The organism is Mesorhizobium sp. M1C.F.Ca.ET.210.01.1.1 (genome assembly GCF_004791585.1).
GTDB lineage: Bacteria > Pseudomonadota > Alphaproteobacteria > Rhizobiales > Rhizobiaceae > Mesorhizobium.
On record NZ_SRUU01000026.1, the window covers coordinates 48,694 to 68,322 of the forward strand.

The window sequence follows — 19,629 nt, forward strand, 5'->3', positions numbered from 1 at the left end:
CAGCCGCTAACGCTTTTGCCCTAGACCGCCTTCGAGCAATCCGGCTTGGGCTCATCGGGCAGCTTGCCGTCGGGGTGACCGGCGAGGTCCGGGTTGAGCTCGTATTTCGGCCCGATCACCAGCGGCCGGTCCGGCAGCATCGTCTGGTCCTCCGTCGAGGTCATCGTCGTCTCGAGGCTCTGCAGCAATGTGCCACTGGAATCCTCGATGCGGATCGTGACCGAATAGGGCTTGTCCTTGACCACACAGCTGAGCGGCGGGCTGGTGAGCGTAATGTGGGGAAGCTTCGGCCAGATCTTCTGGTTGACGATGAGCGGGTCGCCGCCGGCCGGATTCTGGAAATTGACGACCGCAACCTGCCCCTCGCCCATCGGGCGAAGCGGCCGCAGCGTGATGACGTAGGTGGCGATGCCGAGCCGGTAGTTGAACTCGAACAGCTTGCCGGAAATGGCGAAGAGCTGCTCCTTGCCGGTGTCGCGGCAGGCGCCGAGCACTGTGGCGGCAATCAGGGCCGCGCCGAGGGCGATCAAACGGAATTTGCTAGGCATTGGTGGTCTCCCTGACCGCCGTGCGGCGGCGATAATAGCGGTTCGCCTTCTGGCGGTTGCCGCAGACGGCCATATCGCACCAGAGGCGGCTCGAGTTGCGGCTGCGATCGACGAACAGCCAGCTGCAGTTCGGACAGATCCTCAGCCTGGCAACGGTCTCGTCCCGCAACAGCGAAAGCGCCGAGACGGCCAACGCCGCCTCGAAGGCGATCGGCGTCGCCGGATCGCCGAAAGGCTGCCCCGGCGCGCCGATCTCGGCGCTGCTGCCGGAGAGCCCGCCGGCACAGGCCGTCAGGAAATCCGGCAGATGGCCGGCGGCGATCGCGCCTTTCGCTATGGCATGGCGGAACAGGCGATCGGTCGCCTCACGGATCGACAGCACGACCGGGGCGATGCCGCCCGGCTCGGGCGCCTCCAGCCGCCGGCCGCCGAGCTCGGCGGCGCGAAAGCCGCTTGCCGCCTCGGCGAAACGGGCGATCTCGGCCGGATCGTCGAAACGGTCGAAGGTTTTTTCCGGGTCGTTGCGCAGCACGACGGTGTTCGCCGTGTCGAGCGCCAGAATGCCGCCGGTGAAGCGGTGCGGGGTCCAGGATACTGTCATACCGGAAATCTAACCTATAAAACGTGTTTGACAAGTTAGATTCCGAGTGTAACGGTCCCAATCGGGCGCGTCGCGCGACCCAAAGGATGCCGCATGCTCTATTTCTTCCAGCAAGTGCTCAACGGGCTGCATTCGGGCGCGCTCTATGCGCTGCTCGCCTTTGGCTATGTACTGACCAACGGCATCCTGCACCGCACCAATCTTGCCTATGGCGCGCTGTTTGCCTTTTGCGGCCACACCATGATCCTGACCGCCGCCTTCGGCTACCAGGCGCTGTGGCTGACGCTCGCCGCCTCGGTCGCGCTCGGCATCGTCGCCGCCCTGCTCTACGCCGTGCTCATCAGCCAGCTGTTGTCGCGAAGCGTTTTCGAGAGGCTGGCGGACCGGTCGCCCAACGCCATCGTGGTGACGACGCTCGGCATCCTGCTGTTTCTGTCGGAAGCGAGCCGCATCGCCGCCGACACTCATGATCTGTGGCTGCCGCCGATGCTCGCCCAACCTGTCATCTTCACCCAGGATGCCGGTTTCAAGGTCACCCTTACCGTCATCCAGTTGCTCGACTGCGCGGCGGTGATATCCGTGGTGGCGCTGGCCGCCTGGCTGTTTTCGCATTCGCGCTTCGGCCGCGCCTGGCGAGCGGTATCCGATGATCCGAAAGCGGCTGCGATGTGCGGTATCGATGTGCGCGCCATCTTCCGCCGCGCGGTGCTCTACGGCGGCTTCTGCGCGGCTTTTGCCGGTGTGCTGGCCGGCCTCTATTACGGCAACATCAGCTTCGGCACCGGCCTCGTCTACGGCCTCAAGATCCTGTTCGTGACGGCGGTCGGCGGCTATCTGTCTCCGCTCAAGGCGGCGCTTGGAGCCGCCGCCTTCGGCATGGCCGAATCGCTATGGGCCGGCTATTTCCCGATCGAATGGCGCGATGGCTGGATATACCTCTTCCTCGTCGCCATGCTGGTGCTGATCGGCGCCGGCCGCGACCAGTCCAAGGTCGCCTGAATCCTGTAGACTTTGGTTGCATGACCTGCGGTGAGCTGGCGGGTTTCCACCGCCGGCGCCGTTTGTCGTGCCTTGCCATGTTGACCTACCGGACCACGCACTGCATACCCTTGGGCCAGCGGCGTGACACCGGATGGGGGAATCGGGCGCGCCGAATGATCAGGGAGGACATGCATGGCAGGGCTGCTCGCTCTATCCAGGACGATCGACCGCATCAATGAGTTCATCGGCCGCTGGGTCTCGTGGCTGATCCTGCTGGCAATCCTGGTGAGTGCCGGCAACGCCGTCATCCGCAAGGCATTCGACATCTCCTCCAATGCCTGGCTCGAACTGCAGTGGTACCTGTTCGGCGCCGCTTTCATGCTGGCGGCCGCCTACACGCTGAAGCAGAACGACCATATCCGCATCGACATCGTCTACGGCATGTTTTCCCGCCGGCTGCAGCACTGGATCGACCTCTTCGGCCACGTGTTCTTCCTGATGCCGTTCGTAGTGCTGATGGTGATCTATTTCGTGCCTTACGTGTCGCTGTCCTTCCACAGCGGCGAGATGTCGACCAATGCCGGCGGCCTGATCGTCTGGCCGGCCAAGGCAATCCTGCTTGCAGGCTTCTTCCTGCTGGCTCTGCAGGGCGTTTCCGAAATCATCAAGAAGATCGCCATCATGCGCGGCGCCATGGATGATCCCAATCCCTTCGTGTCGGCGCATGACCAGGCCAAGCTCGAGGCCGAGGCACTTGCCGAGGAAGCCAAGGCGCTGTCCGGCGAGGTGCGCTCATGATCGAGCTTATCGCGCAGAACATGGCGCCGATCATGTTCGCCTCGCTGATCATCTTCCTTTTGATCGGCTACCCGGTCGCCTTCTCGCTCGCCGCGAACGGACTGCTGTTCTTCTTCATCGGCGTGCTGTTGTCGCCCTATTCCGGCGGATCGATCAATCTCGCCTGGCCGCTGCTGCATGCGCTGCCGGACAATTTCTACGGCACCAGGGTGATGTCGAACGACACGCTGCTGGCCATTCCGTTCTTCACCTTCATGGGCATCGTGCTCGAACGATCCGGCATGGCCGAGGATCTGCTCGACACCATCGGCCAGTTGTTCGGCCCCGTCCGCGGCGGTCTTGCCTATGCGGTGATCTTTGTCGGCGCGCTGCTTGCCGCCACCACCGGCGTGGTAGCGGCTTCCGTCATCGCCATGGGCCTGATCTCGCTGCCGATCATGCTGCGCTACGGCTATGACCGCCGGCTCGCCTCGGGCGTCATCGCGGCTTCCGGCACGCTGGCCCAGATCATCCCGCCCTCGCTGGTGCTGATCGTGCTGGCCGACCAGCTCGGCCGCTCGGTGGGCGACATGTATGCCGGCGCGCTGATCCCGGGGCTCGTGCTCACCGGCATCTACATGCTCTACATCCTGATCATGTCGATCATCCGGCCGAATTCGATGCCGGCATTGCCGTTCGAAGCCCGCACGCTCGGCCGCGGCGTGATCTCGCTGATCGTGGCGCTGCTGGTTACCGGCGCGATCTCCTATGCCGCCTACCGCTATCTCGAACCTGCCCATGGCGACAATGCCGACATCCTCGGCGCCAGCGTCGGCGTCATTGTCATCTACGTCGTGGCGATCGCCGACCAGCGGCTGCACATCAACATGATGTCGAAGCTGGCGCAGCAGGTGGTGATCGTGCTGATCCCGCCGCTGGCGCTGATCTTCCTGGTGCTCGGCACCATCTTCCTCGGCATCGCCACCCCGACCGAGGGCGGCGCGATGGGATCGGTCGGCGCGTTGATCATGGCCGCGGCAAAGGGCCGGCTGTCGTTCGACGTCATCAAGCAGGCGCTGGCCTCGACGACCAGGCTCTCCTCCTTCGTGCTGTTCATCCTGATCGGCGCGCGCGTCTTTTCGCTGACCTTCTACGGCGTCAACGGCCATATCTGGGTCGAGCATCTCCTGGTCTCGTTGCCGGGCGGCGAGACTGGCTTCCTGATCGGGGTCAACATCCTGGTCTTCTTGCTTGCCTTCTTTCTCGATTTCTTCGAGCTCGCCTTCATCATCGTGCCGCTGCTGGCGCCCGCCGCCGACAAGCTCGGCATCGACCTGATCTGGTTCGGCGTGCTGCTCGGCGTCAACATGCAGACCAGCTTCATGCATCCGCCCTTCGGCTTCGCGCTGTTCTACCTGCGCTCGGTCGCGGCGCGCGTGCCCTATCTCGACCGCATCACCGGCAAGCAGATCGCGCCCGTCACCACCGGTCAGATCTACTGGGGCGCGGTGCCCTTCGTCTGCATCCAGGTGATCATGATCGCGCTCACCATCGCCTTCCCGCAAATGGTGATGCGCTACAAGGGCGCTGCCGTCGAACCGAGCACGATAGACCTGAAGCTGCCGGATATGCCCGGACTGGCGCCGCTCGGCACGCCGCCGGCCGACAACGGCGCGGCGCCCGCCAATGGCGGCACGCCGCCGGCAGCCCCGGGCACGCCGGATCTGTCGCAGCCGCCGAATTTCGGCGACACCGCGCCGGCCAAGCCGGCCGCACCCGCGCCCGACCTTTCGAAGCCGCCAAGCTTCAATTGAGGTGACCGCGTCATGAGAGCCGTAAGGCTGGAAGCAATCGGCGCCATCGCGCTTCGCGAGGTCGACAAGCCCTCGCCGGGGCCGGAGGATGTTCTGGTGCGGGTCGAGGCCTGCGGCGTCTGCGGCACCGACCGGCACCTGTTCCATGGCGAGTTTCCGTCAAAGCCGCCGGTGACGCTCGGCCACGAATTCTGCGGCATCGTCGAGGCGGTCGGTGAGGCCGTCGCCGATATCGCCGTCGGCGACCGCGTCACCGGCGATCCCAACATTTCCTGCGGGCGCTGCAGCCATTGCCGCGCCGGCCGCGTCAACCTGTGCAGCAACCTCAGGGCCATCGGCATCCATCGGGACGGCGGTTTCGCCGGCTATGTCGTGATGCCGCAAAGCCAGGCCTTCCTGCTGCCCGCCGGCCTCAAGCCGACGCATGGCGCCTTCTGCGAGCCGCTGGCATGCTGCCTGCATGGCGTCGATCTTGCCGGCATCAAACCGGGCGCGTCGGTTGTGGTGCTGGGCGGCGGCGTCATCGGCCTGCTCACGGTGCAGCTGGCGAAGCTCGCAGGTGCAGCGACCATCATCCTGTCGACCAGGCAGGCCTCGCGCCGGGCGCTAGCCGAAGAGCTCGGCGCTACGGCCACGGTCGATCCCAGCGCCGTCGATCCCATCGAGGCCATCGCCGGAAAGGCCGGCCTGGTGCCGGGCGGCGTCGACGTGGTGCTCGAATGCGCGGGCGTCCCGGACACCGTCGAGCAATCGATGCGGCTGGCCAAGTCCGGCGGTACGGTGGTGATCGTCGGCGTGATGCCGCAAGGGCAGAAGGTGGCCTTCGAGCCGTTCGACGTCCTGTTCCGCGAGCTGAAGGTTCTCGGTTCCTTCATCAACCCCTTCACGCATCGCCGCGCCGCCGACCTTGTCGCGTCGGGCGCGATCGAAATCGACAAGCTGATTTCGAGGCAAGTGCCCCTAGAAGAGGCGCCGCGCGTGATCTCGAATCCGGCGGCTCCCGGCGAGGTCAAGGTGCTGGTCGTGCCGAACGGCTGAAGCAGCGTCCGCTACCGGCGCGAACGAAGAGACCCCGGACAAGCCGGGGTCTCCCAGATCGAAATTCGATCAAACCGCCTACAGCTTGCCGTTGCGCTGCTGCACCATCATGAAGGTGTCGTAGTTGTATTCGGCGACCTGGGCCCAGAGATAATGCTCCTTGCGGAAGCCCTTGATCGACTCCCAGATCTTCTTGAACGGCGCGTTGTTGGCTTCCATTTCGGCATAGACTTCGTTGGCCTTCTCGAAGCAGGCGGCCATGATTTCCTGGCTGAAAGGCGCCAGCTTGGCGCCGCCCGCCACCAGCCGCTTCACCGCCGCCGGATTGAGGAAGTCGTATTTCTGCAGCATGTTTGCGTCGGCTGCCTGGGCGGCGGTGCGCACCAGCGACTTGTAGGCCGGCGAAAGCTCCTCGTACTTGGCCTTGTTGAACATCAGATGCACGGTCGGGCCGCCTTCCCACCAGCCGGGATAGTAGTAGTAGGGCGCGACCTTGTAGAAGCCGAGCTTCTCGTCGTCATAGGGGCCAACCCATTCGGCGGCGTCGATGGTGCCCTTTTCCAGCGCCGGGTAGATGTCGCCGCCGGCGATCTGCTGCGGCACGACGCCGAGCTTCTGCACCACCTTGCCGGCGAAGCCGCCGATGCGCATCTTGAGACCGGAAAGATCGGCCACGGTGTTGATCTGCTTGCGGAACCAGCCGCCCATCTGCACGCCGGTGTTGCCGCCAGGCAGGCCGAACAGTCCTTGCGTGGCCAGGAACTCGTTGAACAGGTCGATGCCGCCGCCATGGTAGTGCCAGGCATTTATGCCGCGCGCGTTGAGCGAGAACGGCACCGCCGCGCCCAGCGCCCAGGTCGGGTCCTTGCCCCAGTAGTAATATGCGACCGTGTGGCAGGCCTCGACGGTGCCGGCGGCGGTGGCGTCGGCCGCCTGCAGGCCGGGCACCAGCTCGCCTGAAGCAAAGACCTGGACCTGGAAGTTGCCGTCGGTCGCTTCCGACAGCATCTTGGAGAAAACCTCGGCACCGCCATAGATTGTGTCGAGCGATTTCGGGAAGGACGACGCCAACCGCCAGGTCACTTTCGGATTGGATTGGGCAATCGCTGGCGTGGCAAGCACAGCGGCCGCCGCCGCGACGCCGACGCCGGACGCACCGGCCTTGCGGATGAATGAACGACGATCCATTAAGTTTCCTCCCTTGCGGATCAACTGACCGACGTTCGGACATCCAGGGCGCCCGGATCGGCTGGGGAAGAAACATACACAGGCAACAGGTCGAGTCCAGCATTGCGACCAAAGTTCCAGCCATTCAGGGGACGCCTGCAACTATAGTCTAACGCGGCTTGTTTCCTGGCCCATGCGAGGCAGCGAAACTTGCCATGGCAAAGCGCCATCGGATCGCCTATTTTGTGGGCAGGAATAACCCGTTAGCCCTCGATGGAAACCGAATCCAAAATGCAGCAGCCGCTCGTTGCCGTCTCGACCGATGTCCGCCAGTTCGACAACTACACATGGCATGCTGCCCCACAGCAATATATCGAAGCGGCGATCAGCGGCGCCGGCGTGTTCCCGCTGCTGGTGCCGTCCTTCGGCGACCGGCTTGATTTCGACGAGTTGCTGTCCTCGGTCGACGGCGTCATGGTCACGGGTTCGAAGTCCAATGTGCATCCTGCGCTCTACGGCGGCGATCCCAGCGAGGCCAACGGCCCTTACGATCCGGCGCGCGACGCCACCACGCTGCCGCTCATCCGCAAGGCGATCGAGCGCGGCGTGCCACTGCTTGCCATCTGCCGCGGCATCCAGGAACTGAACGTGGCGCTGGGCGGCACGCTGGGCACCGAGATCCAGGAGCGCGAGGGTTCGCACGATCACCGCGCCCCGGTGAGCGACAATCAGGACGAGCGCTTCGCCATCCACCAGACGATTTCGATCAAGCCCGGAAGCTGCCTTGCCGGCGTGTTCGGCGCTGGTGAGATCAAGGTCAATTCATTGCATCGCCAGGCGATCGACCGGCTTGGCTCCAAGCTGCAGGTGGAAGCTTTGGCCACCGACGGCACGGTCGAGGCGGTCTCTGTCAAGGATGCCCGCGCCTTTGCCGTCGGCGTTCAGTGGCACCCGGAATATTGGGTGAAGTCGGACAGCAACTCCGCCAAGATCTTCCGCGCCTTCGGCGATGCCGTGCGCCTGCACGCAGCGGCGAAGGCCGGGGCACGCGCGGCGGCGGAATAAGCTCGCCTCAGGAATCCCGCTCGTTATTCGCCGTTGTTCATCGACAGCAACGGCGCGGCCGGCGCGTAGGATTCGTAGCCGTCGCCGTCGGCGACGCTGAAGGTGACGACCGGATCCGTGCCGTTCACGCTGAAGGCGACCGAGCCATCGGCCTGCTCACGCCAGAATTTCACGCGTTCGATGCCGGGCATCAGCCTGCGGCAGTTCGGGGCGACAGTCAGCAGCGACAGGCCGTCCGACACCTCGGCGCCGCGCCGGATAGCGCAGGCCGCTTCATCGCCATTGGCCGTCAGACGATAGGTTCCGGATGTGCCGGCTTCTTCGGCCGCGCTCTGGACCGCGCCGCCATGCAGGACCTGGAAGCCCCCGTACAAGGCCACCGACGCAACCAACCCGGCCAACAGCTTCACTCTGGCTCTCCGCATCCAAGCGCTTCGCGCTCTTGCCCCGGTCCATGGATGCCGTCGGCCCCGAAGCGTCCGCACGCTTCTGAGCGACATGCATAACCAAGTATGCACAGTGATTCCAAATGGTTAATCGGGCGTTAACAAATGTGGCCGATCAGGCGCGCGGCTTGACGTTGATCGTCTCCGGCACCGGGGTCAGCGGCCGGCGCCCGCCGAACCAGGAGACGAGATTGTCGACGCAGAGGTCCGCCATGGCCCGGCGGGTATGGTCCGACGCGGAGCCGACATGCGGCAGGAGCGAGGTGTTGGGGGCGTCGAGCAGGGCCTGCGGCACATTCGGTTCGTCGGCAAAGACATCGAGCCCGGCGGCGGCGATGGTGCCATTCTCGAGGGCTGCGGCAAGGGCTGCCTCATCCACCGTGCTGCCGCGGCCGATATTGACGAAGACGCCGTTCGCACCAAGCGCCGACAGAATCTCGGCATTGATCGCCTTTTCCGTCGCGGCGCCGCCAGGCGCTATGCAGATCAGCGTGTCGACCGCCTCGGCCAAGCCCTTCAGCGTCGCATGGTATTCGTAGGACAGGCCCTCGACCTTGCGGCGGTTGTGATAGGCGATCGGCAGGCCAAAGGCCTCGAGGCGATGGGCGACGGCAAGGCCGATGCGACCCATGCCGAAGATGCCGATGCGGCGGCCACGCAAGGTGAGCCGGCTCAAGGGATAGTTGCCCTTGTTCACCCAGTCGCCGTCGCGCAGCCATTTCTCGGCGGCGTACATTTCCCGCACGGTGTTGATCAGCAGACCGATCGTGGTGTCCGCGACCTCCTCGGTCAGCACGTCCGGCGTGTTGGTGACCATCACGCCGCGCCTGGCAGCATGATTGGCGTCGACCGAATCGTAGCCGACGCCGAAATTGGCGATGATTTCGAGATTGGGCAGCGCATCGATCATGGCCGCGCTGATGCCGCCGAAGGAGGCGATGCCGCGCACGCTCCGGCGCATTTCTTCAGTGACAAGAGACGGGTCGGCGCGCTCGATCCGCAGGCGCTGGAACGCCTTGTCGATGCGTCCGATCGCATGGTCGTTGAAATGTCCCGGCACCAGGATGGCGACCGAAACCTTTGCTTCGGCTTTTGTCATTGGCGCTCCACCGGCTTGCCGGTGGACTGGCGCACGTGCAGCTCCGGTTTGATCAGTTCCTGTGAGGGCCGAACGGCCTGTCCGTTCAGCTTGTCGAGCAGCGCGCTGGCGGCGCGGCGGCCGACTTCGCGCTGGCCGTTCCAGACCGTTGTCAATGCCGGAGTTGCGATTGCGGCCTCCTCGAGATCGTCATAGCCGGTGACCGAGATGTCGACGCCCGGCACCAGCCCCGCCCGCGCAATGCCGTTCATCAGGCCGATGGCGACGAGATCATTCCAGCAGCAGGCGGCGGTCGGCTTGTCCTTCAGCGCCAAGAACTGTCCCGCGGCCTCGAAACCGGCCTGCTTGGTGCGCGGGCCGGCAATGCGCCAGGACGGCCTCACCTCCAGCCCGGCGGCCTCCATGGCGTGGACATAGCCCTGGTAGCGATCGCGGCCGGTCGAGGTCTGGTCGGTGCCGCCGATCATGGCGATGCGCTTGTGGCCAAGCGAGATCAGGTGGTTGGTGGCAAGCCCGGTGCCATACGCGTCGTCGCCGCGGAACACCGGCACGCCGGCGCCTTCGACCGTGCGCGCGATCAGCACCGCCGGCAGTCCGTTCTCCTCGGCCATGATGATGTCCTCGGCCGGCGTGCCGATGGCCGGGGACATGATGACGCCGTCGGCGCCGAGTTGCAGCAGCGTGTCGATGAAGGTGCGCTGCTTCTCCAGCTGATCGTAGTGGTTGGACAGGATGAAGGTCTGGCGGCTGCGGTCGAGCTCGCTTTCGATCGAGCGCAGGATCTCGGCGAAGAACGGGTTCATGATGTCGTGCACCACGACGCCGACAATGCCGGAGCGCGAGGTGCGCAGCGATGCCGCGCGGCGGTTGTAGATATAGCCGATGGCGCGGGCGTGCTCCTTGATGCGCTCGCGGGTGGTGCCGGCGACCAGCGGGCTGTCGCGCAGCGCCAGCGATACCGTTGCCGTGGACACACCCAGCGCATCCGCGATCGTCGAAAGCTTGATCTTCTGTGCCAGTGCCCTTCGCTCCCAGGGTCCTTGGATTCGCGTCTTTAAATTGTTTAAATTCGGCCTTATGCCATCGTTCGGGAGCAATTCAAAGTTTTTTCGCCAATGTCTCGGCTTCAGTGTCCAGCGAGGCGGAATTGCGCAGCCGCAGCCGGTGCTCGCGGTGGATGATGTAGAGGCCGCTGGCGACGATGATGGCTGCCCCAAGCAGCGTCCATCGATCGGGAAGCTGTTGGAAGATCAGCCAGCCGGAAATGATCATCCACACCATCTGCGAATAGGGGTATGGCGCCAGCGCCGTCGTCGTCGCCAGGCGATAGGCCTGGACCAGCAGCCAATGGCCCCCTGCGCCGAACACGCCCAGCATCAGCAGGACGAACCAGTGCCAGCCGTCCTGCGGCAGCGCATGCGAGAAGGGCAGCATCGGCACAAGCAGCACCGACGGCGCCAAAGCGGAAAACAGGATCAGGCTCTCGGACGTTTCGCTGGCCGACATGCGCCGGGTCATGATGACGTAGAAGGAGTTCGACAGCATCGAGCCGAGCGCGAAGAGATGGCCGATACCGAACACACCGACACCGGGCCGGGTGATGATGAGAACGCCGACGAAGCCGGTGAGGATCGCCAGCCAGCGCCGCCAGCCCGCCCATTCGCCGAGTAACGGGCCGGCAAGCGCGGTGATCACCATCGGGCCGAAGAAATAGATCGAGGTGGTTTCGGCAAGCTGCAGCGTCCTGAGCGCCAGGATGTTGAACATGGTCGAGCCGAACAGGAGGCATCCGCGCAGTATGTGCGCCGGCAGGTTGTTGGCGCGGAAGCGCGACGGCTCGCGCCAGCCACGCAGGAAGACGCCGACCAGCAGGACATGGACGGTAAAGCGGGTCCAGGCGACGATCAGCGCCGAAACGCCGGCGAGCACCAGATATTTGCTCGAGGTGTCGAGAAAGGTGAAGCAGACATAGACGCAAAGCATCAGGAGCATCGCCGCAGGCGGCGTTGCGCTGTCGTCTAGGGTTCGGGAAACAGACAAATTCAGGCCGAAGAAAAGGTAGGGGCCACCTTTTTGCGGCAACCGCCGCCGGCCGGCAAGCCAAAAGCGACTGGCCCAACAAGCGCTCCGCACAGGCTTAGAGCGTACCGCTGTCGCCGGAAGGCGACAGCCGGTCCTGAGCGTTTGCGATGTCCCCTCGGGGCGAATGGTCGATCCGCCGGCAGGAGCGCGGCAAACCATCCTTTCCAGAGGATCAGGCGTGCATGCGGGCGCCCTTGGTGATCTTGTCGACCAGCTTCTTTTCGGCGCGCAGCGCGATGCCGACCACCCTGGCGCCGTCGGGCTCGAATTCGGCAAAGACGGCGCGGTTGGCCACGTCATGGCCGGTCGCGAACATTTCCTCGACATAAGCCGATGTCGTGACGCCACGCTCCAAGGCCCGGCGGTGGATCGCGGCAAGCGCCGGCCCGTCCGCCGAAAGCACGATGACGGGCTGGATCGAGAGCGGATTGAAAAGATTGCCGGCGCGGTCGCGATAGGGCTCGCCGATGATCTCGGGAAATTGCGCGACGATGCCGCTGGTCAGGAAAGCGGTGACGTTGAGCTTCTGCCAGACGGCGAGGTCTTCCCTCAGCACGATTGCAAATTTCGTGTCGAACACCAAATTGAGACTCCGGATGAGGTCCAAGAAGGGCATGTGATGGCGCATGGTCTAGGCGATGAGGCGCTGGAGGGTCTTGAACGTTCGTGCGCGGACGACGACCGGATCGTTTCAGCGCCCGGCGTTACCGGCCTCGAACGCATCGAGGCGCGCTTCCACGGCAATGCGTTCGAGCTGCACCGCCACGACACCTATGCCATCGGGGTCACGCTCGATGGCGTGCAACGCTTCCACTATCGCGGTGCGCTTCAACACAGCCTGCCCGGCCAGGCGATCGTGCTGCATCCCGACGAGTTGCATGACGGCGGCGCCGGCACCGAGGACGGATTGCGCTACCGGATCCTCTATCTGGAGCCGTCGCTGTTGCTCGACTGCCTCAACGGCGCGCCGCTACCTTTCGTGCGGGATGCCGTGGTGAGCGACCCGGCCTTACGCGACACGCTGCTGTCGGCCCTGGCGCCGCTGGACGAGGAGCTCGACGACCTGTTCGTCGCCGATTTCATCGCGCAACTGGCGCAGCAATTGAAGCGCCATGCCGGACAGCCGGCAAAATCGATGGGAAAGACGGCGTGGCGGGCCGCGGCCCTTGCACGCGACTATCTCGAAGACAATGCTGAGCGGCCGGTACGCTCCGCCGAGCTGGAGGCCGTCACCGGCCTCGACCGCTATGCGCTGTCACGCCATTTCCGCGCGACCTATTCGACCAGCCCGCATCGCTTCCTTGTGATGCGCCGGCTGCAGCGGGCACGGCGCATGATCGAAGCGGGAGAGCCGCTCGCCGAAACGGCTGTTGCGGCCGGCTTCAGCGACCAGAGCCACTTCAACCGGCATTTCAAGAAGGCGTTCGGGCTGACGCCGGGACGCTGGGCGGCGCTGGTGCGCGGCGTAACCGCGACGCGCAGCGTCGCGCTTTAATCATCCAGTTCGGCGTCGTCGTCGATGAGGACCAGTTCCTCGTTCGAGAGATTGGCCTCTACGCGGGCAAGCAGCTTGAACAGCGCTTTCTGGTCTTTCTTGTCCAGGCCTTTCAGCGCCTGCTTCTCGGTCTTCTTGACCGACTTTTCGATGGCGCGGATGGTTTCGCGGCCGGCATCGGTGAGGAAGATGTGGGCCTGGCGGGCATCGGCATTGGAGGCGCGCTTTTCGAGAAAACCCTGGGCCTGCAGCCGGTTGATGGTCTTGGTGATGGTCGGCGGACGCACGCCGAGCTTGCCGGCGAGATTGCCCGGCGTCTGGCCGTCCTCGCGATCCAACGCCAGCATGATCTGGTCCTGGCCGGCATAGAAGCCGTGCGCCAGAAGCCGCGACGCAAGTGCCGTTCGCGCCAGCCGCGCCGCCGAATGCAGCCGGCTCATTGTCGCTGTCTTGTCCGCCTTGGCCATGGTCGTTCCCTCTTCGGCCGAACCGGAGAGGACAGCATAGAGGCTGTCCGACGGCTGGCAAATGACGATTTCAAGAGTCCGGCTTGCAAAACGCTTTGCCGGCAAGCATTGCGGTGCCCGCGCAGGTGATGCCAGATGTTTATTTCAGTTAGATGACAAACGACTTTTGACCCGGCGAGATTCACAGCGGGAAGCCGGCCAGCGGTGAGGCGACGCACAGGCAAGCCCTCGGCGCGGCCGCTTCGAGCATCCCTGCTCCAGCCTCGCCGCGTGCCCCGACCAGGGACCGCTGGCCCATCGGTTTGGCGCGTGCAAAAGCGCAACTCACACCCTATATGAGGCCGACAAATCCTTTAGGCACAGATTTTCGAGGCAAGCCATGAGCGATGCACAGACGCAGATCCCCGTAACCGTTCTCACCGGCTATCTCGGCGCCGGCAAGACGACGCTGCTCAACCGCATCCTGTCGGAGAACCACGGCAAGCGTTACGCCGTCATCGTCAACGAGTTCGGCGAGATAGGCATCGATAACGACCTGATCGTCGAATCCGACGAGGAAATCTACGAGATGAACAATGGCTGCGTGTGCTGCACGGTGCGCGGCGACCTGATCCGCGTCGTCGAGGGCCTGATGCGGCGGCCCGGCCGCTTCGACGCCATCGTGGTGGAAACCACGGGCCTCGCGGACCCGGTACCGGTGGCGCAGACCTTCTTCATGGACGACGATGTGCGCTCCAAGACCAAGCTCGACGCGGTGGTGGCGCTGGTCGACGCCAAGCACCTGCCGCTCAGGCTGAAGGATTCCAAGGAGGCCGAGGACCAGATCGCCTTCGCCGACGTCGTGGTGCTGAACAAGACCGACCTCGTCACGCCCGAAGAGCTCGAGAAGGTCGAGGCGACGATCCGCGCCATCAACCCGGCGGCGAGGATCCATCGCACCGAGCGCGCCGGCGTGGCGCTCGGCGAGGTGCTCGACCGCGGCGCCTTCGATCTGTCGCGCGCGCTGGAGAACGACCCGCATTTCCTCGAGGCGCACGACCACGATCATGACCACCACGATCATGATCACGACCACCATCACCACGATCACGATGGGCACCATCACCACGACCACCCGTCCGACATCCATGACGTGTCGGTGAAGTCGGTATCTTTGCGCGGCGGCGAGATGGACCCGAAGAAATTCTTCCCCTGGATCGAGAAGGTGACCCAGATGGAAGGGCCCAACATCCTCAGGCTGAAGGGCATCATCGCGCTCAAGGGCGACGACGAGCGCTATGTCCTGCAAGGCGTGCACATGATCCTCGAGGGCGACCACCAGCGCGCCTGGAAGGATGGCGAGAAGCACGAGAGCCGGCTGGTGTTCATCGGCCGCGATCTCGACGAAGAGCGGCTCCGCAAGAGTTTTGAAGCCTGCCAGGCGGCTTGATTTCCTGACCTTCAGGCGTTAGCGCTGCCCCCTCTTTCCTTCTCCATTTGTGGGAGAAGGTGGCCGAGCGAAGCTCGGTCGGATGAGGGGCGCTCCGGCTTGGCGATGATGGCACTTTGGCCAACACCCTCATCCGTCTTGGCGCTGCGCGCCAATCCACCTTCTCCCACAAAGGGAGGAGGTGGAGCCACACCTAGCTGCGTCGGCTTCGTGATCACGAATGGACTATCCATATGCCCACAGTCGCCCCGCTTGATCTCGAAGGCCATTGCGTCGCCGCCGTCTTCCTCGCCGACGTGCCGCATTTCGCGCTTGCCGATGGCACGGTCCATCGGCTCGACAATGGTCAGAAGACGGCGCAGGCCAATGACGGGTTGCTTGCCGCCTTCCATGACGCGGCAAACGACCGGCTGATCACCGGCGGCGAGGACGGCAAGGTGTTTGCGGTCAAGGCCGCAGGCGAGGTGAGCGAACTCGCCAGCGCGGGTAGGAAGTGGATCACCAGCGTCGCCGCCGGTCCGCAGGGCGCGGTCGCGTATGCCTCCGGCAAGACCGCCTTCGTGCGCTTCGCCGACGGCAAGACCAAGGAATTTGCCCATCCGCGCTCGGTGGAAGGGCTGGCCTTCTCCCCCAAGGGCATGCGCTTCGGCGTCGCCCGCTACAATGGCGCGACACTGCATTTCCCGGCCGCCGAGGGCAAGCCGGTGGAGCTTGAATGGGCCGGCGCCCACACCGGCATCACTTTTTCTCCCGACGGCGCCTTCCTGATCACCACCATGCAGGAAAACGCGCTGCATGGCTGGAAACTCGCCGACGGCAAGCACATGCGCATGAGCGGCTATCCCAGCAAGGTCAAGAGCCTGTCCTGGAGCATGAAGGGCAAATGGCTGGCAAGCTCGGGCGCGCCAGCGGCGATCGTCTGGCCGTTTTCAGCCAAGGACGGCCCGATGGGCAAGGCGCCGCTGGAACTCGGCACGCGCGGCAACACCATGGTGACCTGCGTCGCCTGCCATCCGAGCCAAGAGGTGACGGCAATCGGCTATGAGGACGGCATGGTGATCGCGGCGCGCTTCGCCGACGCCAAGGAAGTGCTGCTGCGCCGCCCCGGCAAAGGCGCGATCACCGCGATGATGTGGGACAAGGAAGAGCGCCGCATCGTCTTCGGCAGCGCCGCCGGCGATTGCGGCGTCATCGACATCACCGCCTGATCATTCGGCGCCGCAGGAAACATCGCCTTTGAACTCGACGGGTTCGCTGCCCGCGCCGCTGCCGTCATAGACCGAGAGCGTGTAGCGCCCGTCATAGGTACTTTCGTCTCTGGCCTTGGTCAGGATCGTCAGTTCGACGGATCGGTAGCTGTCCGCGGCCTCGTGCTCGCGATAGACGAGCAGCCGCAACTCCTCGCCGTCGAGCCAGTATTGCGCAAGGTTCTGATCCTCAAAGACCGTCTTGCGCAGGCTGTCACCCGCCTTCCGCGCCTTGATTTCCAAATCGCCCCGGAAATTGAACGTCGGACCGCCCAGTCCGCGGGTGACGCCGGCATCAAGTTGGAAGGCGACCTGATGGTCGTCGACCGAGCACCAGAGGGCACCGGAGGCAAAGGCCCCGTTCGCCGATGCAAGAAGCGCTGCCGCGCAAAGACCTGTCCGCATTTCCCTTCCTCCCACCTGACCGCATTGAGGCCCTGACCGCTGCGTCGGGTCAAGAGCGCTGATCCAATGCGTGGCCCCGGCGCGGCCAATTGCGATTTTGCCAAACGGTTGGCAGAGTGCCGCGCCAACAGAGGGGTTTTCATGCGGGCATCGGATAGTCCAACCAGTTCCATCGGCGGCATCGCTGCCGCCCGCGTCGCGGAACTGCGCGAGACGGAAGCGGCCACCTTCCGCAAGGCACGGCCGAAATCCGAGGCGAAGGTCGGCAACGGCATGGCGGGCTTCCTCGGCGGCGTGCCGATGCACTGGATGACCGACTGGCCGACGCCGTTTCCGATCCTGGTCGACGGCGCCAGGGGCGCCACCATCACCGACATCGACGGCAACAAGCTCGATGATTTCTGCCTCGGCGACACGGGCTCGATGCTCGGCCACTCTCCGCCTGCGGTTGCCCGCGCCATCCGCCGGCAGGCCGGGCGCGGCCTGACCTACATGCTGCCCAGCGAGGACGCGCTGGCCATCGGCCCGCTCCTGCAGCAGCGCTTCGGCCTCCCCTACTGGCAGATCGCCACCACCGCCACCGACGCCAACCGCTTTGCATTGCGCGTCGCCCGGGCGGTGACCGGGCGCGAGAAGATCCTGGTCTTCAACGGCTGCTACCACGGCTCGGTCGACGAGACGATGGTGCGGCTGATCGACGGCAAGCCGGTCAACCGGCCGGGATTGGCCGGCGAATTCCGCGATCTGACGCGCGCGACCAAGATCGTCGAGTTCAACGATGTCGAGGCTTTGGAGGCAGCGCTTGGCGATCGGGACGTCGCCTGCGTCATCACCGAACCGGTGCTGACCAATTCCTGCATGGTTTTGCCGGAGCCCGGCTTCCACGACGCGCTGCGGCGCCTCACGCGCGCCGCCGGCACGCTGCTTTTGATCGACGAAACGCACACCATTTCGACCGGCCCGGGCGGCTATACGCGCAAATACGGGCTGGAGCCGGACCTGTTCGTGCTCGGCAAGCCGGTGGCTGGCGGTGTGCCGGCGAGCATCTGGGGCATGAGCGAGGACGTCGCCACCCGCTACGGCGCCTATAACCGGACCAAGGAACCCGGCTATTCTGGCATGGGCACGACGCTGTCGGCAAACCCGCTGCAATTCGCGGCGATGCGCGCGACGCTGGAAGAGGTGATGACCGAGGAGGCCTATGCGCATATGGACCGGCTGGCGCGCCGCCTCGACGCCGGGCTGACCGCCGTCATCGAGCGTTATCGCCTGCCATGGCACGTCGCGCGGGTCGGCGCCCGCGTCGAGTTCATCTGCGCCCCCCGCCCGCTGAAGGACGGCGGCGAAGCCGAAAAGGCGCATGCGCCCGAGCTCGAAGCCGCCATCCATGTCGCGCTGGTCAATCGCGGCGTGCTGATCGCGCCGTTCCACAATATGATGCTTGTCTCGCCGGCGACGACGGCGGCGCAGGTCAGGCGGCTGATCACCGCTTTCAGCGCGGTTGCGGCCAGGCTTGCGGCGTAAGACAAGCAGTTGGAAGATTGGCGGCCATGGACAATCCGAACACAGTAGCGATCTCCCCTTCCGGCTCGACGCCGGCCGAGGCGAAAGCCTTTCTCGACGCCCATCCCGATATCGAGGCCTTCGACATCGTGCTCACCGACGCCAACGGCATCGGCCGCGGCAAGATCGTGCGCCGGCATGAGCTGATGAGCATCTTCGAGGGCGGAAGGCATATGCCGATCTCGATCCTCGGCCTCGACATTACCGGCGAGGACGTCCACGACACCGGCCTGATCTGGGATACCGGCGATGGCGATCTCAGGGCATGGCCGATCCCGGGAACGCTGGTGCCGCTGCACGGCACCAAACCGCCGCGCGGCCAGGTGCTGATGTCGATGTATCACCTGGACGGCCAGCCGATGACCTCCGATCCGCGGCTGGTGCTGGCAAGGCAGGTGGAATTGCTGGCGGCCCGCGGCTTGCATCCGGCAGGCGCCTTCGAGCTGGAGTTCTTTCTCCTCGCCAATGAGCGCGACGCGGACGGTAAGGTGCAAGCCGCCCGCGCGGTGCTCGACGGTCGTCGCTCCGGCAAGACCGAGGTCTATTCGGTCGATCACCTGCACGGCATGGAGCCGCTGTTTTCCGACATCTACGCCGCCGCGAAGGCGCAAGGGATACCGGCCGAGACGATCATTTCCGAATATGCGCCCGGCCAGTACGAGCTGACGCTCAACTACCGCAAGGACGTGATGCGGGCGGCCGACGACCTGGTCATGCTGAAGCGGCTGGTCAGGGCGCAGGCGCGCCGGCACGGTGTCACCGCCTGCTTCATGGCCAAGCCGATCGAGACCTATGCCGGCTCCGGCATGCATTTCCATGTCTCGCTGCAGGACGATGCCGGCCGGAACGTGTTCACCGAGGCGCAAGGCGAGAAATGGTCACTGAGCCTGCTCAACGCGCTTGGCGGCCTGGTCCACACCATGGCGGAATCGATGCTGGTGTTCGCGCCGCACGCCAATTCATGGCGTCGCTTCGTTTCGCAGTCCTACGCGCCGGTGGCGCCGACCTGGGGCGTCAACAACCGGTCGGTGGCGCTGCGCGTGCCGGCGGGCGACGCCAGGAATCGCCGCATCGAGCACCGGCCGTCCGGCGTCGACGCCAATCCCTATCTGGTGGCGGCGACGGTGCTGGCCGGCATCGTCAAGGGCCTCGACGAGGGGCTGGACCCCGGCCCGGAAACAACCGGCAACGGCTATGAGCAGGCGTCGGAAACCTCGACCATGCCGGCCGACTGGCGCGCGGCGATCGAAGCGGCAAAAGTTTCGGATTTCCTGAAAGCGGCGCTCGGCCCCGACCTGCACCGGACCTTCGTGGCGATCAAGCAGGCGGAATATCTGCGTGTCGCGCGCACTGTCAGCGAGCTGGATTACCACCTCTATCTACACGAGGTGTGAGGAACCATCGC

20 protein-coding genes are annotated in these 19,629 nt (G+C 64.9%); 10 read left to right on the forward strand and 10 right to left on the reverse strand.

What is annotated here, in order from left to right:
• Window positions 1-20: 20 nt before the first annotated feature.
• Together EN853_RS24620 and EN853_RS24625 are read right to left on the reverse strand one after the other, a co-directional pair.
• Window positions 21-548, reverse strand: coding sequence for a hypothetical protein (locus tag EN853_RS24620; protein ID WP_127861777.1), 528 nt, complete (start codon window positions 546-548; stop codon window positions 21-23).
• Window positions 541-1,149: a CGNR zinc finger domain-containing protein gene (locus EN853_RS24625; RefSeq protein WP_127861776.1), complete on the reverse strand. Its 609-nt coding sequence runs from the start codon at window positions 1,147-1,149 to the stop codon at window positions 541-543. The genes EN853_RS24620 and EN853_RS24625 overlap by 8 nt, the downstream gene beginning before the upstream one ends.
• A gap of 93 nt (window positions 1,150-1,242) precedes the next feature.
• Here EN853_RS24625 and EN853_RS24630 point away from each other — a divergent pair, with 93 nt between their 5' ends.
• The 4 genes from EN853_RS24630 (at window position 1,243) to EN853_RS24645 (ending at window position 5,759) form a co-directional block, all read left to right on the forward strand.
• A complete protein-coding gene (locus EN853_RS24630) occupies window positions 1,243-2,148 on the forward strand; it encodes a branched-chain amino acid ABC transporter permease (RefSeq protein ID WP_127861775.1) in 906 nt (301 codons plus the stop codon).
• Window positions 2,149-2,322: 174 nt separating this feature from the next.
• Window positions 2,323-2,928: a TRAP transporter small permease subunit gene (locus tag EN853_RS24635; protein WP_127861774.1), complete on the forward strand. Its 606-nt coding sequence runs from the start codon at window positions 2,323-2,325 to the stop codon at window positions 2,926-2,928.
• Complete coding sequence (locus tag EN853_RS24640; protein WP_167524583.1) at window positions 2,925-4,721, forward strand: TRAP transporter large permease subunit; 1,797 nt, start codon at window positions 2,925-2,927, stop codon at window positions 4,719-4,721. The genes EN853_RS24635 and EN853_RS24640 overlap by 4 nt, the downstream gene beginning before the upstream one ends.
• 12 nt (window positions 4,722-4,733) lie before the next feature.
• Window positions 4,734-5,759 carry a zinc-dependent alcohol dehydrogenase family protein gene (locus EN853_RS24645; RefSeq protein ID WP_127861773.1) on the forward strand — a complete coding sequence of 342 codons (1,026 nt, stop codon included), beginning with the start codon at window positions 4,734-4,736 and terminating at the stop codon, window positions 5,757-5,759.
• 78 nt (window positions 5,760-5,837) lie between these two features.
• Here the strand turns inward: EN853_RS24645 and EN853_RS24650 are convergent, their stop codons facing one another.
• Window positions 5,838-6,947: a TRAP transporter substrate-binding protein gene (locus tag EN853_RS24650; RefSeq protein WP_127861772.1), complete on the reverse strand. Its 1,110-nt coding sequence runs from the start codon at window positions 6,945-6,947 to the stop codon at window positions 5,838-5,840.
• A gap of 270 nt (window positions 6,948-7,217) precedes the next feature.
• Here EN853_RS24650 and EN853_RS24655 point away from each other — a divergent pair, with 270 nt between their 5' ends.
• Entirely contained in the window at window positions 7,218-7,991 is a 774-nt protein-coding gene (locus EN853_RS24655) for a gamma-glutamyl-gamma-aminobutyrate hydrolase family protein (RefSeq protein WP_127861771.1), read from the forward strand.
• A gap of 23 nt (window positions 7,992-8,014) precedes the next feature.
• Here the strand turns inward: EN853_RS24655 and EN853_RS24660 are convergent, their stop codons facing one another.
• The 5 genes from EN853_RS24660 to EN853_RS24680 form a co-directional block, all read right to left on the reverse strand.
• Window positions 8,015-8,401: a hypothetical protein gene (locus EN853_RS24660; RefSeq protein ID WP_167524584.1), complete on the reverse strand. Its 387-nt coding sequence runs from the start codon at window positions 8,399-8,401 to the stop codon at window positions 8,015-8,017.
• A gap of 151 nt (window positions 8,402-8,552) precedes the next feature.
• Complete coding sequence (locus EN853_RS24665; RefSeq protein ID WP_127861769.1) at window positions 8,553-9,536, reverse strand: 2-hydroxyacid dehydrogenase; 984 nt, start codon at window positions 9,534-9,536, stop codon at window positions 8,553-8,555.
• On the reverse strand, window positions 9,533-10,555 hold the full coding sequence (locus tag EN853_RS24670; RefSeq protein ID WP_127861816.1) for a LacI family DNA-binding transcriptional regulator: 1,023 nt from the start codon (window positions 10,553-10,555) through the stop codon (window positions 9,533-9,535). Before EN853_RS24670 ends, EN853_RS24665 begins: the two co-directional genes overlap by 4 nt.
• 79 nt (window positions 10,556-10,634) lie before the next feature.
• Complete coding sequence (locus EN853_RS24675; RefSeq protein ID WP_127861815.1) at window positions 10,635-11,519, reverse strand: DMT family transporter; 885 nt, start codon at window positions 11,517-11,519, stop codon at window positions 10,635-10,637.
• A 271-nt stretch (window positions 11,520-11,790) separates the two neighbouring features.
• The gene (locus EN853_RS24680) at window positions 11,791-12,198 is read right to left on the reverse strand and encodes a DUF2000 family protein (protein WP_127861768.1); all 408 of its coding nucleotides are present in this window, start codon (window positions 12,196-12,198) and stop codon (window positions 11,791-11,793) included.
• Window positions 12,199-12,237: 39 nt separating this feature from the next.
• Between EN853_RS24680 and EN853_RS24685 the strand changes: the two genes are divergently transcribed.
• Window positions 12,238-13,113: an AraC family transcriptional regulator gene (locus EN853_RS24685; protein ID WP_127861767.1), complete on the forward strand. Its 876-nt coding sequence runs from the start codon at window positions 12,238-12,240 to the stop codon at window positions 13,111-13,113.
• Here the strand turns inward: EN853_RS24685 and EN853_RS24690 are convergent.
• A complete protein-coding gene (locus EN853_RS24690; protein ID WP_127861766.1) occupies window positions 13,110-13,580 on the reverse strand; it encodes a MarR family transcriptional regulator in 471 nt (156 codons plus the stop codon). The two genes, EN853_RS24685 and EN853_RS24690, sit on opposite strands and share 4 nt — an antisense overlap.
• Before the next feature lie 379 nt (window positions 13,581-13,959).
• Between EN853_RS24690 and EN853_RS24695 the strand changes: the two genes are divergently transcribed.
• On the forward strand, window positions 13,960-15,009 hold the full coding sequence (locus tag EN853_RS24695; RefSeq protein WP_127861765.1) for a GTP-binding protein: 1,050 nt from the start codon (window positions 13,960-13,962) through the stop codon (window positions 15,007-15,009).
• 233 nt (window positions 15,010-15,242) lie between these two features.
• The gene (locus tag EN853_RS24700) at window positions 15,243-16,217 is read left to right on the forward strand and encodes a WD40 repeat domain-containing protein (protein ID WP_127861764.1); all 975 of its coding nucleotides are present in this window, start codon (window positions 15,243-15,245) and stop codon (window positions 16,215-16,217) included.
• On the opposite strand, the gene EN853_RS24705 is transcribed toward EN853_RS24700, so the two are convergent.
• Window positions 16,218-16,661 carry a hypothetical protein gene (locus EN853_RS24705; RefSeq protein ID WP_127861763.1) on the reverse strand — a complete coding sequence of 148 codons (444 nt, stop codon included), beginning with the start codon at window positions 16,659-16,661 and terminating at the stop codon, window positions 16,218-16,220.
• Between the two features lie 141 nt (window positions 16,662-16,802).
• On the opposite strand from EN853_RS24705, the gene EN853_RS24710 reads away from it, so the two are divergent.
• Together EN853_RS24710 and EN853_RS24715 are read left to right on the forward strand one after the other, a co-directional pair.
• Complete coding sequence (locus EN853_RS24710) at window positions 16,803-18,185, forward strand: aspartate aminotransferase family protein (RefSeq protein WP_127861762.1); 1,383 nt, start codon at window positions 16,803-16,805, stop codon at window positions 18,183-18,185.
• A 26-nt stretch (window positions 18,186-18,211) separates the two neighbouring features.
• Window positions 18,212-19,618, forward strand: a complete 1,407-nt coding sequence (locus tag EN853_RS24715; protein ID WP_127861761.1) for a glutamine synthetase family protein — start codon at window positions 18,212-18,214, stop codon at window positions 19,616-19,618.
• Window positions 19,619-19,629 lie beyond the last annotated feature (11 nt).

What these genes read in the sequence shown, in the direction of transcription:
- EN853_RS24620 (WP_127861777.1), bottom strand. Translation starts at nt 548, where the DNA reads ATGCCTAGCAAATTCCGTTTGATCGCCCTCGGCGCGGCCCTGATTGCC.
- EN853_RS24625 (WP_127861776.1), bottom strand. Translation starts at nt 1,149, where the DNA reads ATGACAGTATCCTGGACCCCGCACCGCTTCACCGGCGGCATTCTGGCG.
- EN853_RS24630 (WP_127861775.1), top strand. Translation starts at nt 1,243, where the DNA reads ATGCTCTATTTCTTCCAGCAAGTGCTCAACGGGCTGCATTCGGGCGCG.
- EN853_RS24635 (WP_127861774.1), top strand. Translation starts at nt 2,323, where the DNA reads ATGGCAGGGCTGCTCGCTCTATCCAGGACGATCGACCGCATCAATGAG.
- EN853_RS24640 (WP_167524583.1), top strand. Translation starts at nt 2,925, where the DNA reads ATGATCGAGCTTATCGCGCAGAACATGGCGCCGATCATGTTCGCCTCG.
- EN853_RS24645 (WP_127861773.1), top strand. Translation starts at nt 4,734, where the DNA reads ATGAGAGCCGTAAGGCTGGAAGCAATCGGCGCCATCGCGCTTCGCGAG.
- EN853_RS24650 (WP_127861772.1), bottom strand. Translation starts at nt 6,947, where the DNA reads ATGGATCGTCGTTCATTCATCCGCAAGGCCGGTGCGTCCGGCGTCGGC.
- EN853_RS24655 (WP_127861771.1), top strand. Translation starts at nt 7,218, where the DNA reads ATGCAGCAGCCGCTCGTTGCCGTCTCGACCGATGTCCGCCAGTTCGAC.
- EN853_RS24665 (WP_127861769.1), bottom strand. Translation starts at nt 9,536, where the DNA reads ATGACAAAAGCCGAAGCAAAGGTTTCGGTCGCCATCCTGGTGCCGGGA.
- EN853_RS24675 (WP_127861815.1), bottom strand. Translation starts at nt 11,519, where the DNA reads ATGCTTTGCGTCTATGTCTGCTTCACCTTTCTCGACACCTCGAGCAAA.
- EN853_RS24685 (WP_127861767.1), top strand. Translation starts at nt 12,238, where the DNA reads ATGGCGCATGGTCTAGGCGATGAGGCGCTGGAGGGTCTTGAACGTTCG.
- EN853_RS24690 (WP_127861766.1), bottom strand. Translation starts at nt 13,580, where the DNA reads ATGGCCAAGGCGGACAAGACAGCGACAATGAGCCGGCTGCATTCGGCG.
- EN853_RS24695 (WP_127861765.1), top strand. Translation starts at nt 13,960, where the DNA reads ATGAGCGATGCACAGACGCAGATCCCCGTAACCGTTCTCACCGGCTAT.
- EN853_RS24700 (WP_127861764.1), top strand. Translation starts at nt 15,243, where the DNA reads ATGCCCACAGTCGCCCCGCTTGATCTCGAAGGCCATTGCGTCGCCGCC.
- EN853_RS24705 (WP_127861763.1), bottom strand. Translation starts at nt 16,661, where the DNA reads ATGCGGACAGGTCTTTGCGCGGCAGCGCTTCTTGCATCGGCGAACGGG.
- EN853_RS24710 (WP_127861762.1), top strand. Translation starts at nt 16,803, where the DNA reads ATGCGGGCATCGGATAGTCCAACCAGTTCCATCGGCGGCATCGCTGCC.
- EN853_RS24715 (WP_127861761.1), top strand. Translation starts at nt 18,212, where the DNA reads ATGGACAATCCGAACACAGTAGCGATCTCCCCTTCCGGCTCGACGCCG.